This is a genomic window from Flavobacterium sp. 22659 (assembly GCF_052044235.1).
Classification (GTDB): domain Bacteria; phylum Bacteroidota; class Bacteroidia; order Flavobacteriales; family Flavobacteriaceae; genus Flavobacterium; species Flavobacterium johnsoniae.
The window spans coordinates 43,581-57,466 of the sequence record NZ_JBQEMU010000027.1; the positions used below are offsets into that span (position 1 = coordinate 43,581).

Annotated in this window: 12 protein-coding genes; 9 read left to right on the forward strand and 3 right to left on the reverse strand. The window is 33.9% G+C overall.

Annotated elements, in window-relative coordinates; translation table 11 throughout:
• Positions 1–4: 4 nt before the first annotated feature.
• Positions 5–2,740 carry a putative LPS assembly protein LptD gene (locus tag ACTJIW_RS21355; protein ID WP_440715842.1) on the reverse strand — a complete coding sequence of 912 codons (2,736 nt, stop codon included), beginning with the start codon at positions 2,738–2,740 and terminating at the stop codon, positions 5–7.
• Between the two features lie 82 nt (positions 2,741–2,822).
• Here ACTJIW_RS21355 and ACTJIW_RS21360 point away from each other — a divergent pair, with 82 nt between their 5' ends.
• The 7 genes from ACTJIW_RS21360 (at position 2,823) to ACTJIW_RS21390 (ending at position 9,565) form a co-directional block, all read left to right on the forward strand.
• Complete coding sequence (locus ACTJIW_RS21360; protein WP_012026550.1) at positions 2,823–3,944, forward strand: N-acetylmuramoyl-L-alanine amidase family protein; 1,122 nt, start codon at positions 2,823–2,825, stop codon at positions 3,942–3,944.
• A gap of 51 nt (positions 3,945–3,995) precedes the next feature.
• Positions 3,996–4,961 (forward strand): MlaD family protein, encoded by a 966-nt coding sequence (locus tag ACTJIW_RS21365; RefSeq protein WP_012026549.1) that lies wholly within the window; start codon positions 3,996–3,998, stop codon positions 4,959–4,961.
• Positions 4,962–4,967: 6 nt separating this feature from the next.
• Positions 4,968–6,299, forward strand: coding sequence for a (Fe-S)-binding protein (locus ACTJIW_RS21370; RefSeq protein WP_012026548.1), 1,332 nt, complete (start codon positions 4,968–4,970; stop codon positions 6,297–6,299).
• A 106-nt stretch (positions 6,300–6,405) separates the two neighbouring features.
• Positions 6,406–7,197 (forward strand): (Fe-S)-binding protein, encoded by a 792-nt coding sequence (locus ACTJIW_RS21375; RefSeq protein ID WP_012026547.1) that lies wholly within the window; start codon positions 6,406–6,408, stop codon positions 7,195–7,197.
• Between the two features lie 104 nt (positions 7,198–7,301).
• On the forward strand, positions 7,302–7,784 hold the full coding sequence (locus ACTJIW_RS21380) for an ABC transporter ATPase (RefSeq protein WP_440715841.1): 483 nt from the start codon (positions 7,302–7,304) through the stop codon (positions 7,782–7,784).
• Between the two features lie 191 nt (positions 7,785–7,975).
• Positions 7,976–9,112, forward strand: a complete 1,137-nt coding sequence (gene bshA, locus ACTJIW_RS21385) for an N-acetyl-alpha-D-glucosaminyl L-malate synthase BshA (RefSeq protein ID WP_073408372.1) — start codon at positions 7,976–7,978, stop codon at positions 9,110–9,112.
• 27 nt (positions 9,113–9,139) lie between these two features.
• The gene (locus ACTJIW_RS21390) at positions 9,140–9,565 is read left to right on the forward strand and encodes a protease complex subunit PrcB family protein (protein WP_012026544.1); all 426 of its coding nucleotides are present in this window, start codon (positions 9,140–9,142) and stop codon (positions 9,563–9,565) included.
• 216 nt (positions 9,566–9,781) lie between these two features.
• Here the strand turns inward: ACTJIW_RS21390 and ACTJIW_RS21395 are convergent, their stop codons facing one another.
• Together ACTJIW_RS21395 and ACTJIW_RS21400 are read right to left on the reverse strand one after the other, a co-directional pair.
• Positions 9,782–10,279, reverse strand: a complete 498-nt coding sequence (locus ACTJIW_RS21395) for a hypothetical protein (protein ID WP_073408371.1) — start codon at positions 10,277–10,279, stop codon at positions 9,782–9,784.
• Positions 10,280–10,436: 157 nt separating this feature from the next.
• Positions 10,437–11,261, reverse strand: a complete 825-nt coding sequence (locus ACTJIW_RS21400; RefSeq protein ID WP_073408370.1) for a UDP-2,3-diacylglucosamine diphosphatase — start codon at positions 11,259–11,261, stop codon at positions 10,437–10,439.
• A 188-nt stretch (positions 11,262–11,449) separates the two neighbouring features.
• On the opposite strand from ACTJIW_RS21400, the gene aroC reads away from it, so the two are divergent.
• Positions 11,450–12,508, forward strand: a complete 1,059-nt coding sequence (gene aroC, locus ACTJIW_RS21405) for a chorismate synthase (RefSeq protein ID WP_440715840.1) — start codon at positions 11,450–11,452, stop codon at positions 12,506–12,508.
• Between the two features lie 51 nt (positions 12,509–12,559).
• Positions 12,560–13,840, forward strand: a complete 1,281-nt coding sequence (locus ACTJIW_RS21410) for a dicarboxylate/amino acid:cation symporter (RefSeq protein ID WP_149206674.1) — start codon at positions 12,560–12,562, stop codon at positions 13,838–13,840.
• Positions 13,841–13,886 lie beyond the last annotated feature (46 nt).

Here is a 13,886-nt window from a genome sequence, read left to right on the forward strand (position 1 = left end):
TGAATTATCGATTTATAGTGCTTCGTTTGTTCCATTTAATGTCACTAAGCATACCAGATTTAATTCCTATGAAGAAGTTCCAGTTTGAACTTGTTCCCATAGGCTGCCAGTTAAATGCCATTCTCCAGCTTAATAAGTCTCTTTCAAAACGGAACTGAGTAAAAGTAACACCCTTTTGAACAAAGTCAAAACCAGTAGAAACCCCGCCTTTCCATTTAGGAGTAATATCCATATTGGCAGAAATCATAATTGAGTTTCCGGTTATTTTATTCTCGCGGTTTGCATTAGAGTAGGTAAGAGAATATGCCATTGTCATATCCCACGGCAGTTTTGAACTGAAAAATTCAGTTATAACATCTTCTTCACGATCCGGATCGTTTGCAAACTGGCTGTTTCGGCTGTCATTTAAATCAGTATTGGTCCCGAATAAGTCGTCATTACGACCACCATTTCGCTGACTCTGGGTGTTTTTTTCCTTTCCGGTTCCTTTGTTCGAAAACGAGTAATTCATTGTAATGTTGGCACTCGTCATTCTAAATAAACTTCCGCCATTTTCAATGTTGTACATGTTTATCACATTTCCGGCATTGTCAATAGCATAAGGATTTAAAACAGCTCCAAAATTGACATTCATTTTATTTTCAAAAAACTGAGTTCCACCGCTTACGATAATTGGCTGCCAGGCTAAAGTTTCTTTTCCGTTGGCATTAAAATTATAGCTCGTGCTGAAGTTTAAATTGTTCAGCAGCATAATTTTTTTAGGTTCAGTTTTTGTACTGTCGCTGTCTCTTACTTTAGCTTCAAAAGTGTTACTTAATGAGAAACCTACAATGTTAGAGTTTTCTTTACCAGGAGCGCCATAAATACCGTTTTCGAACCTCGTATATTCATCTGTTGAAATTCTTCCCGCAGCATCTACAGTATAATGATCGTAATACCTTTCAAAACTTGGAGTATAAGAGTATGTAATACTCGGTCTCATGACGTGGCGGATAGATTGTATTTTTTTGTCAGTTCCAAAATTAAAAGTACCATAAATGGTAGTTCCTAAATTGGTGCTGAAATTATAAGTTCTAAATGCATCAAAACCATTTACGGTTGTATTGGCTACTTCACCTTTGCTGGCATCATAATTTTTATCAATCGTTTTGGTAACCCATGTTTCCTGATAATTTGTAGATGCTCCGGCACTAAAATATTTGAAAATTTTAAAGTTGGTGCTGATAGGAATACTGTGCTGCATACCAATTTGAGCATCTCTAAACATCTGCGGTTTGAAAAATAATGAATCGGTTGTTTTAAAGTTATTCTTACCCGTTACATTATACTGCAGGTTGATGTTTTTAAAGAAACCTTTTTTAACGCCGTTTTCGCCCACAAAAGGATAAATACGGTCAATGCTACCCTGGAAGTTAGGAAGTGTCATTAAAATCTCTTCTGTCTGCGTATTTTGCTGGTGTGTGGCAGAAAGGGAGATTCGCGATCCCGGAATAGTATTAAAGGTTTTATTGTATGAAATAGACGAACTCAAAGTGTTATTTAAGTTCGATCCAATATTAGCCTGATTTATAGATCGCTTAAAATACTTACTACTACCCATATTCACAGAAGCTGAAAAAGTCGAATTAGGGTTTGATTTCGTATCTTTAGAGTGCGACCACTGAATATTGTAAATGTTTTGCTTTGAATAATCTGGATAACCTCTCTCGCTGTTAATCAGGTTTTCAAAACGAACGTTAATATTTCCTCGATATTTGTACCTCTTTGCATAAGCAGACTCAAACCTCATGGCGTAACTACCATTGGTATAATAATCTCCTAAAACAGTTAAATCATAATTATCGCTCAATGCAAAGTAATATCCTCCATTTTGAAGAGAAAATCCTCTTGTATTTGAATCGTTATAACTTGGAATAATAATACCTGAAACACTTTTTTCTTTACTTAAAGGGAAAAAACCGTAAGGTAAAGCAAGTGGAGTAGGAACATCAGCAATTACCATTTGTGTCAAACCGGCAACGATTTTTTTACCGGGTACAAATTTAATTCTGCTGGTTTGAAAATAGTATTCTGGATTATCAATATCCTGAGCAGTTGTAATACGTGCTCCTTTTAAGAAATATACAGAATCATTTTCTTTTTTAGTAACAGAAGCCTTGATGTTTAATTCACCTTGTTTTGTTCTGGAATTATAAATTAAAGCTTTTTTAGTTTTAAAATTAAAGCGGATAGAATCCGGCTGTACTTCATTTGTGCCCTGCTTAAAGTTTGGATACTGCACCAAAACTCCTGCAGAATCTTTTATTCTTCCGGCATACACTTCATCTTTTTCAAGATTTAAGATAATGATACCAGATTTTAACTCTAGATCTTTATAGTAAAGTTCAGCTTCATTATATAAAGTAAGCAGTTTGTTTTTCTTGTCGTACTTTGCATAATCTTTTGCTTTATATTTAGTAGGAGCGTCAAGAAACTGTTTTTTAGGCTTAATACTATCTATCTTTATAGTATCAACAGTTGCTGTAGAAACTGCGGGCGTCGTTGCTGCAGGAGCAGCAGCTGGCTTATTTGTTTGTTTTACAGCAGGTAAAGATTTTTTTTTAGGTTTTATCTCTTGCGAATATGATTTACCACATCCTATTGTTAGGAAAAATGATATTAAAACGATATTAAATAAGTTTGTATGCAAAGGTTTAAATACTATTTTTGTAAAATTATGGCTTGTTTTTTGACATGTCAAACTTACATATAATTTTTTGGCAAAAATAATCAATTGTAAAAATTATAACAGCTGCATTTTATTAAAATTAACTTTTAGATTTATGAATGGTTTAAACAAAATTAAGGTAATCTTTACTTTTTTTCTAACGATATTGTCATTTTGCTCATATAGTCAATCAAATGTTTTTAAAGTAACACTTGATGCCGGACACGGAGATCATGACTTTGGCGCTGTTTACAGCGGCCGGATTGAAAAAAATATTGCCTTAGCAATTGTTTTAAAAGTGGGGAAAATTTTAGAGCTTAATCCAAATGTTAATGTAATTTATACTCGTAAAACAGATGTTTTCGTGGATTTGGTCGAAAGAGCTAATATTGCCAACAGAGCAAATTCAAATATTTTTGTTTCTATTCACTGTAACGCTAACAAAAATACAGCTGCAGACGGAACCGAAACTTATGTAATGGGTTTGAGTAAAGTTGCCTCGAATCTTGAAGCAGCGAAAAAAGAGAACTCTGTTATTACTTTAGAGAAAGATTATAAACGAAAATACGAAGGTTTCGACCCAAATTCGCCAGAATCTATGATTGGAATGACGTTGATGCAGGAAGAATATTTGGATAATAGTATTTCCCTGGCAACTAAAATCGAAGATAATTTTGAAAAATTAGGTAAAAAACTTCGTCAGGGAGGTGTAAAACAAGCACCTTTCATGGTACTTCACAAAGCATACATGCCAAGAGTTTTAGTAGAAACGGGATTTGTCTCTAACCCAACGGAAGGTAATATTCTAAATTCTGAAGAAGGTCAGGATGATATAGCAAAAGCTATTGCAGAAGCAATTCTGAGTTATAAAAGAGAGTATTTTGGTTCAGGAGGTGAGTCAGACGATAGTCGGCCCATAAGAGATACTACTCCCGCAAAACCAAAAACAACTGCTCCGGCTGCAGTAACTAAAAATGCACCAAAAGGAACTTTTTTTAAAGTACAGCTAATTGCAAGTATTAAAAAAACACCATTGGAGCCAAAAAACTTTAAAGGACTAAAAAATGTAACTATGTTATTTGAAAACAATATATATAAGTACTTCTATCAGGAAACTTCAGATTATGAAACTGCAAAGAAATATCTGGAAGAGGCTAAAAGTAAAGGGTATGGCGCTTCCTTTTTAGTTGCAACCAAAGACGGAGAAAAGATTAGTATTCAGGACGCGATCAAATAATCGTCACAAGTTCGAATATTTATATTAATTTTGTAACAAACACTAAGAATTTTGAAAGTAACAAGAGAAATTAAAACGGCTATTTTAGTCATCGCATCAATACTATTATTTATTTGGGGATACAGCTTTTTAAAGGGCAAAGATCTTTTTACTAATTATACAATCTTATATGCTGAATATGATAATGTTGAAGATTTATCTCTTTCAGCACCAGTAACACTTAACGGACTTGCTATTGGTAAAGTGAATAAAATCACAATCGATGAAGTAACAGGAAAATTATTAGTAGAACTTCAATTAAAAACAGATTTTCCAATTTCAAAAACAAGTACAGCAGTAATTTATTCTCCAAGTTTAATCGCCGGAAAACAAATTAAAATTGTTCCAAATTTTACTGATAAAAATTTAGCAGAAGATGGGGAGAAATTAGCCTCTACTGTTGAACTTGGATTAACAGAATCTTTAGGAGGAAAAATTGAGCCAATTCAGCAAAAACTGGATAAAATGCTTGTAAATATTGATGTTCTGGTTACAGGATTGAATAATACTTTGGATAAAAATACACAAGAAAATCTAAAGAAAACAATTGCTGAATTAAGTCAGACTATGGCGCAGTTCCATAAAGCTTCAGGCAGTTTAAACAATATTCTTGATACAAACAAAGGACAGATTAACGGAATGGTTTCTAACTTTAATAAAGTATCAAACAACTTTAATAAAATTTCTGACTCGTTAAACAAAGCTGATTTAGGAAAAACGGTTCGTAATTTAAACCAGACATTAGCGAAAGTTGACGGTTTAATGGCTAACTTGAATTCTGGAAAAGGTACAGCTGGAAAATTATTAAACGATGATGCCTTGTACAATAATTTAGCAAAAACTTCAAAAGAACTTGAATTGCTGCTGCAAGATGTGAGACTTTATCCAACTCGTTACGTAAACGTTTCTCTTTTCGGAAAGAAAAATAAACCTTACGTAGCACCAACAGAAAATACAAACTCAACTGATAAAAAATAATTGTAAATGAGTTATTTAGATAATATTTTATTTGCCATACTTCTTATAGTAGGTTTCGGCTTTTTTGCAGCGAGCGTGAAAAAGATCATCCGAAACATTAATCTGGGAGTTGATGTAGATCGAAAAGATAATCCTAAAGCTCGTTGGAAAAACATGGCATTGATTGCTCTTGGGCAGTCAAGAATGGTGAGACGCCCTGTTGCCGGAATACTGCATATTTTTGTATATGTAGGTTTCATAATTATTAATATCGAATTACTCGAAATTATAATCGATGGGTTATTTGGAACTCATAGAATTTTTGCACCTTATTTAGGCGTAGTCTATGATGTTTTAATTGCTTCATTTGAAATATTGGCAATACTTGTAATTTTTGCCGTTACGGTTTTTTGGCTTAGAAGAAACTTCATCAGGTTAAAACGTTTTATACATTCTGATTTAACAGGATTTCCAAAAAGCGATGCAAATTATATTTTGTATTTTGAAACCGTTTTAATGATTTTGTTTTTGTTAATGAACGCTTCAGATCTTCATTTGCAAAACGTTCCGGGAGGAGTTTTTCATAAAGCAGGAAGTTTCCCGATAAGCCAGTTTATTGCTCCAATTTTTAACGGAATGTCAAACGAATTGGTTGTAATATTATTTGAAACATTTTGGTGGCTTCATATAATTGGTATTTTGATTTTTATGAACTATTTATACTTCTCAAAACACCTTCATATCCTGTTAGCGTTCCCAAACACTTATTTTGCGAATTTAAAACCAGAAGGACAGTTTGATAATTTAGCTTCAGTTACAAAAGAAGTTAAATTAATGATGGACCCAAATGCTGATCCGTTTGCTGCAGCTCCTGTTGACGAAAATGCAGCGCCGAGTAAATTTGGAGCAAGCGATGTCCAGGATTTAAACTGGGTACAGCTTTTAAATGCATATACTTGTACAGAATGCGGACGTTGTACGTCATCTTGTCCGGCAAACCAAACAGGTAAAAAATTGTCTCCGCGTAAAATTATGATGGATACAAGAGACCGTCTTCAGGAAGTTGGAAAAAATATTGATGCCAATAAAGGTGTTTTTGTTCCAGATAATAAAACATTATTAAACGATTACATTACTCCGGAAGAACTATGGGCTTGTACTTCATGCAATGCCTGTGTAGAAGAATGTCCTGTAAATATTAGTCCATTGTCTATTATTATGGATATGCGTCGTTATTTAGTGATGGAGCAGAGCGCTGCGCCAATGTCATTAAATGCTATGATGACTAATATTGAAAATAACGGAGCGCCTTGGCAGTACAGCCAGCAGGACCGATTAAATTGGAAAAACGAGAACTAGAAAAGATATAGTTTAATCGGTTAATCGTTAATTCGTTTAATCGTACTTAGGATTCGAGGAACTGCCGATTAAACAATTGAACAAATCAACGATTAAACAAAAAGAAATGTCAGAAAGTTTAGTAGTACCAACAATGGCAGAAATGCTGGCCGAAGGAAAACAACCAGAAGTGTTGTTTTGGGTAGGCTGTGCAGGAAGTTTTGATGATAGAGCAAAAAAAATTACGAAAGCATTTGTGCGTATTTTAAACCGTACCAATGTTTCTTTTGCGGTTTTGGGTACAGAAGAAAGCTGTACTGGAGATCCTGCAAAAAGAGCCGGAAATGAATTTTTGTTTCAAATGCAGGCCATGATGAATATTGAGGTTTTAAATGCTTATGAAGCAAAAAAAATCGTTACCGCTTGTCCGCATTGTTTTAATACCTTAAAAAATGAATATCCTGAATTAGGAGGAAACTATGAAGTTATTCATCATACAGAATTCCTGAAATCATTAATAAATGACGGAAGACTTACAGTTGAAGGCGGACAGTTTAAAGGAAAGAAAATTACTTTTCACGATCCTTGTTATTTAGGAAGAGCTAATAAAGTTTACGAAGCACCTAGAGATTTAATTGAGAAACTAGACGTTGAATTAGTTGAAATGAAACGTTCTAAAGCAAACGGATTATGCTGTGGTGCAGGCGGTGCGCAGATGTTTAAAGATGCCGAACCTGGAAACAAAGAAGTAAATGTTCTGCGTACAGAAGATGCTTTAGAAGTAAAACCGGATATTATTGCTGCCGGCTGTCCATTTTGCAACACCATGTTAACAGATGGTATTAAACATGCGCATAAAGAAGGCGAGATAAAAGTAATGGACGTTGCCGAATTAATTGCAAATGCACAGGATTTATAAAAGATTTTGAGTTGCTAAGGTTCTAAGATGCTAAGTTTTTAAACTTGAAACGTGAAATCTAAAACAATTCAAAAAAATCAACAATCTAAAATCTAAAATTAAAAATGTATATACCTTTTGAAAATTTACCTGGTGAATCAAGAGTCTGGATTTACCAATCGAACAGAAAATTTTCTGAGGAAGAGTTTTCTGAAATCGAAACCGATTTAAAAGCTTTTGTAGAAGAATGGGCCGCACACGGAACCAGTCTTGAAGCTTCTTTTTTGCTTAAATACAATCGTTTTATAATATTAGCTGTTAATCAGGAAGTGCAGGCTGCGACAGGTTGTTCTATTGATAGTTCAGTAGAATTTATTCAGGGATTAGAGAAAAAGTACAACGTTGATCTGCTTGATAAAATGAATGTAACTTTTAAACTGGGAGAACATATCGCACACAAACCATTAATTGATTTCAAGAAAATGGTAAAAGATAAATCAGTTTCTGAGAATACTATTGTTTTCAATAATCTGGTTAACAATATCGAAGAATTCAACGACTCTTGGGAAGTTCCTGCTGCTGACAGCTGGCACAGCAGATTTTTCTAAGAGAAATTTATACTATTTTTAAAAGGCACAAAACTTAGGTTCTGTGCCTTTTTTGTTTTGAATACGTGTTGTTTAAACCCGTTGCTTAAAATTTATTAACTGGAATTAATCTAATTTTGTCGAAAATCTAACAATTTAAACAACCCATTCAACGCTATTTTTGAGTATTTTCGTAGAATTAAATTTAATACATGAAAATAGCAATAGTTTGTTATCCAACATTTGGTGGTAGTGGTGTAGTAGCCACTGAGTTAGGTCTCGAATTAGCCAGACGCGGACACGAAATACACTTTATAACTTACAGCCAGCCGGTAAGATTGGCACTTTTAAATCCTAATGTTCATTATCACGAAGTAAACGTTCCAGAATATCCTTTATTTCATTATCAGCCGTATGAATTAGCTTTGTCAAGCAAATTGGTCGACATGGTGAAATTATATAAAATAGAAGTTCTTCATGTGCATTATGCAATTCCTCATGCTTATGCAGGATATATGGCAAAACAAATGCTGAAGAATGAGGGAATTAATCTTCCAATGATTACAACACTTCACGGAACTGATATTACGCTTGTAGGAAATCATCCGTTTTACAAACCTGCGGTAACTTTTAGTATCAATAAATCAGATTATGTGACTTCGGTTTCGCAGAGTTTGAAAGATGATACTTTGAAATTATTCAAAATCAAGAATAAAATTAAGGTAATCCCGAATTTTATTGAATTGGATAAAGTTAGAAAAGACCCAACTGAGCCTTGCCACAGATATGTAATGGCAAAGGAAAATGAAAGAATCGTAACACATATCAGTAACTTTAGAAAAGTAAAACGTATTCCGGATATTATTAAGATTTTCTATAATATCCAGAAAGAAATGCCGGCTAAATTAATGATGGTAGGCGATGGTCCTGAAAAGGAAAAAGCAGAGGTTTTGTGCATGGAACTAGGGATTTACGATAAAGTGATTTTCTTTGGTAACAGTAATGAAATCGACAAGATTTTATGCATGACCGATTTGTTTTTACTTCCATCAGAAACAGAAAGTTTTGGATTAGCGGCTTTAGAAGCTATGGCTTGCGGTGTTCCGGTTATTTCGAGTAATTCAGGAGGATTGCCTGAGGTTAATTTTGATGGTGTTTCCGGATATTTGAGTGATGTTGGAAATGTTGACGAAATGGCAGCCAATGCTATTAAGATATTAAAAGATGACAAAACACTGAATGAGTTTAAAGCAAATGCTTTAGAAGTTGCGAAGAATTTTGATATTAAAAACATTCTTCCAAAATATGAAGCTTTGTATCAAAGAGCAATTGACGATTATAAAGAATAAAAACAATAATTTAAAAATTTGAACGTAATGAAAAAAGTAATTTCGGTTTTAGTAATTTTTGTTTTGGTTTCCTGCGGTGCATCAAAAACAGCAGCTTCATCAACGGCACTTTATGAAGTTTTAACAGAACAGTCAAGCGGCGGCGGAAATATCAGATTTTTTGAAATCCTGACAGAACCTAATGAAATTAAAATGCTTCAAAACGATCCGCTTTTGGCTCATAAAATGAAAGATGCTGATATTAATAATTCCAACTATGTTATTTTGAACATGGGAGAAAAAAATACCAGCGGTTATTCTATTGGCGTTGAAAAAGTTGAAGAAACAGATAAAAATATTATCATTACAGTTAAAGAAAATGCGCCGTCTCCGGATGCAATGGTAATGCAGATGATCTCTTATCCTTATACGGTAGTAAAAGTGCATTCTAAAAAAGAAATTATTATTAAGTAAGTTATTAGTAAAGAGTGACTAGTAACTAGTTATTAGTAAAGAGTTATTAGTTAGATATTAAGTGTCAGGCTGAGCGAAGTCGAAGCCATCGTTACGTAATCTTTGCATAATTGGGTTTTGAATTTGCTCAGCCTGATACATTTTATTTTAAAACATAAAAAAAACCTGTCGTTTAAAAGCGACAGGTTTCTTCTTACAATTATTTTTTATTTTTAATTAAAATCTGAATTTAACTCCTAATCCAACGTCAAATCCAAAATTGTCATCGTCATAGTATCCAGAACCAATTTCAGGTCTCGCATCTAATGACAGTGTAATAGGCACTTCCTTAAATCTATATTCTATACCAATATCTCCAGCTGCAAAAACATATGTTCCGCTGTCGTTATATCTGTAATTGTTGTTGTAATAATCGTGGTCCCAGGCAGCTAATCCACCTCCAACACCAGCGTACCAGTTAAATCCGCCGTCGATGTTCCAAACCCATTGATAAAGAGCAACTCCTTTAATGGCGTCAACATCGCTGCTGTTTCTCCAGCCTAAATCAAATTCAAGTCTGTTTTTTTGGTTTAATCCTAATTGGTATGATACTTCACCTCCAAATCCGTTGTTGTCTCCTAAACGTATTCCTAGAGCGTGTTTTGAAATTTCTTGTGATTGTGCCGTAAATGCAAATCCAAAAAGCATAATGGCAGATACTATTATCTTCTTCATAAAATGGTTAATTAATTTTTTTCAAATTTAGATTTCCTTGTATATGAAGAACGTATAATATTTTTAGAAATTGTTATATAATTCACATTTTTTAGAATTTTCGATAGGCCGAAAAGTTAAAAACAACGTCTACAGTGCTTTATAATGCAGGTTAGTGTTATTTTTTAAGAATAATATTTGAAATTAACTGCGATGTTAAAATATCTTCCATTTCAAAAAGATTTTCTTCTTCAGTAAAATTACTGTGTGTGTACGAATATAATTTCCAGCGCTTTTTATGGTATTCGAGAGCTGTTAAATTTTCGACCCAGTCACCAGAATTCAAATATAAAGTAGAACCGTGTTTGTTTTCTTTGGTAAGTATTTTTGGTTCGTGTATATGACCACAGATAACATAATCGTAATTTTTTTCGATAGCCAAATCAGTTGCAGTAGTTTCAAAATCTGAGATAAATTTAACTGCTTTTTTTACACTGGCTTTTATTTTTTTAGAAAATGAATAAGGCTCGCGTCCTAATTTTGCAAGACACCAGTTTGCAAATCGGTTCATAAGGATTAAGTAGTCATAACCTAAACCTCCCAGTTTTGCGATCCATTTAGAATGTTGTACAGAAGCATCAAAAACATCTCCATGAAAAATCCACGCCTTTTTGTCGTCTAATTCTAAAACTAATTTATCGACCAAAGAAAAATTACCCATGTTCATATCACTGAATTTACGAAGAATCTCATCGTGATTTCCGGTAATATAATACACTTTTGTACCTTTTGAAGCCATTCCTATAATGCGTTGGATAACTCTTAAATGGGCTTTTGGAAAATAAGATTTTCTAAACTGCCAGGCATCAATAATATCTCCGTTTAGGACTAAGGTTTTTGGTTTAATGGTTGATAAGTAATTGTTTAGCTCTTTGGCGTGACTTCCGTAAGTTCCCAAATGGACATCAGAAATAATGACCAATTCGACATTTCGTTTTTTCAATTTTTCTTAATTTGAAGTTCCACAAATGAAAGAAAATCTTGCTGGATTTATTTTATGAAAAGGTTACTAATTTGAGGTCAATTTTAATAAATTGTGATTTTTAAACTGTTTAATCTTTAATTAATATTACCAATTTTTAATTTTTTAATTTAATTCATAAAACTTACATTTGCTCAAAACAATTTACAATGGCAGGAAACAGCTACGGCACCCTATATAAAGTTACTACATTTGGAGAATCTCATGGTGAAGCTCTAGGCGGTATTATAGACGGATGTCCATCAGGAATAGAACTTGATTTCGAAGCGATTGAAGTTGAAATGTCCCGTAGAAAACCAGGACAATCGGCTATCGTAACACAAAGAAAAGAACCAGACGCGGTTCAGTTTCTATCAGGAATATTTGAAGGTAAAACTACAGGAACTCCAATTGGTTTTATTATTCCTAATACCAATCAAAAATCAGATGATTACTCTCATATAAAAGATAATTACAGACCAAGTCATGCTGATTATGTATATGACCAAAAATACGGTTTTCGTGATTATCGCGGAGGCGGAAGAAGTTCTGCACGTGAAACAGCCAGCAGAGTAGTAGCAGGAGCAATTGCAAAACAAATGCTTCCTGAAATTAAAATTAATGCTTATGTTTCTTCTGTAGGTCCTATTCATTTAGAAACACCTTATCAGGATTTAGATTTTTCTAAAATCGAAAGCAATCCGGTTCGCTGCCCTGATGAAAAATCAGCAGCTATTATGGAAGAATATATTCGTGATATCCGCAAACAAGGAGATACTGTAGGAGGAGTTGTTTCGTGTGTAATTCAAAATGTTCCTGTTGGTTTAGGCGAGCCTGTTTTTGATAAATTACATGCTGAATTAGGAAAAGCAATGCTTTCTATCAATGCCGTGAAAGGTTTTGAATATGGAAGCGGTTTCTCTGGTTCTGAAATGAAAGGAAGCGAACACAACGATTTATACAATCCAGACGGAACGACAAAAACAAATCTTTCAGGAGGAATCCAGGGCGGAATAAGCAACGGAATGGATATTTATTTCAGAGTTGCTTTTAAACCTGTTGCGACTATTATGCAGACTCAGGATTCTTTAGATAATAAAGGTAATATTACACCAATGACCGGAAAAGGACGTCATGATCCGTGCGTGGTGCCTCGTGCAGTACCCATCGTTGAGGCGATGGCTGCGATTGTTTTGGCAGATTTTTATTTAATCAACAAAACATATTAATAAAAGTAAGGCAGTGAGGGTCTTATATTTTAATAATTAAAAAACAAATTAATGCAAGTAACAGAAACTAAGAAAAAATCATTTTTAACAGGACTTACAGGGCAGATTTTAATTGCAATGGTTCTTGGCGCAACGCTGGGAATTATTCTGCATAACTCAATTTCACCTGAAGCAGCGCAGTCATTCAGCACAAAAATTAAAATGCTTGCGACTATTTTTATCCGTTTGGTGCAAATGATTATTTCTCCTTTGGTTTTTACCACTTTAATTGTGGGAATTGCAAAACTGGGAGATATAAAAACAGTAGGAAGAATTGGAGGAAAAGCGCTTGGATGGTTTTTTACAGCTTCTTTTATCTCATTGTTAATTGGGTTGTTTTATGTAAATATTTTAGAGCCTGGAGTAGGTTTAAAATTAAGCCATGTAGATATGGCTTCGGCATCTGAAGTAACCGCTAAAACTCAAAACTTATCATTTGAAAACTTCGTTGAGCATATTGTTCCAAAAAGTATTATTGAAGCAATGGCAACCAACGAGATTCTACAAATTGTAATATTTTCTATTTTCTTCGGATTAGCAGCTGCATCTTTAGGCAACACTGTTAAACCGGTAATTGGAGCTTTAGATAAAATTTCGCATATCGTTCTTAAAATGGTAAATTATGTAATGAACTTCGCTCCAATTGGAGTTTTTGGAGCCATTGCAGCGGTTTTTGCCATTCGTGATGCTGAAGAATTATTAATTACGTATTTCAAGTTTTTTGGATCATTTTTATTAGGAATTGGAACTTTATGGGTTGTGTTAATTGCAGTTGGTTTTATTTTCTTGGGAAAAAGAATGGTCGAGCTTTTAAGACGTATCATTGGGCCTTTGGCAATTGCTTTTGGTACAACAAGTTCAGAAGCTGTTTTTCCTAAATTAACAGAAGAATTAGAAAGTTTTGGTGTAAAAGACAGAATCGTTTCTTTTATGCTGCCGCTTGGCTATTCTTTCAATTTGGACGGCAGTATGATGTACATGACTTTTGCGAGTATTTTTATTGCACAGTTTTATAATGTACATTTAGATTTAGGAACTCAAATGGCAATGCTGTTGGTTTTAATGCTTACCAGTAAAGGAATTGCGGGAGTGCCAAGAGCAAGTTTAGTTGTTGTTGCAGCTACCTGCGGTATGTTTGATATTCCGGTTGAAGGTATTGCTTTAATTTTACCAATTGACCATTTCTGCGATATGTTTAGAAGTGCAACCAATGTTTTAGGAAATGCTTTGGCAACTTCGGTTGTAGGGCAGTGGGAAGGCAATGATACTGCCGAAAATGTAATAGAAAACTAATTGTTTTTTTTAGAGAAAACAATACAAGATAACCGAAAAGAAAAGC

Excerpts from the sequence above, each read along its gene's own strand:
- ACTJIW_RS21360 (WP_012026550.1), top strand. The coding sequence starts at position 2,823 with ATGAATGGTTTAAACAAAATTAAGGTAATCTTTACTTTTTTTCTAACG.
- ACTJIW_RS21370 (WP_012026548.1), top strand. The coding sequence starts at position 4,968 with ATGAGTTATTTAGATAATATTTTATTTGCCATACTTCTTATAGTAGGT.
- ACTJIW_RS21375 (WP_012026547.1), top strand. The coding sequence starts at position 6,406 with ATGTCAGAAAGTTTAGTAGTACCAACAATGGCAGAAATGCTGGCCGAA.
- ACTJIW_RS21380 (WP_440715841.1), top strand. The coding sequence starts at position 7,302 with ATGTATATACCTTTTGAAAATTTACCTGGTGAATCAAGAGTCTGGATT.
- bshA (WP_073408372.1), top strand. The coding sequence starts at position 7,976 with ATGAAAATAGCAATAGTTTGTTATCCAACATTTGGTGGTAGTGGTGTA.
- ACTJIW_RS21390 (WP_012026544.1), top strand. The coding sequence starts at position 9,140 with ATGAAAAAAGTAATTTCGGTTTTAGTAATTTTTGTTTTGGTTTCCTGC.
- ACTJIW_RS21395 (WP_073408371.1), bottom strand. The coding sequence starts at position 10,279 with ATGAAGAAGATAATAGTATCTGCCATTATGCTTTTTGGATTTGCATTT.
- aroC (WP_440715840.1), top strand. The coding sequence starts at position 11,450 with ATGGCAGGAAACAGCTACGGCACCCTATATAAAGTTACTACATTTGGA.
- ACTJIW_RS21410 (WP_149206674.1), top strand. The coding sequence starts at position 12,560 with ATGCAAGTAACAGAAACTAAGAAAAAATCATTTTTAACAGGACTTACA.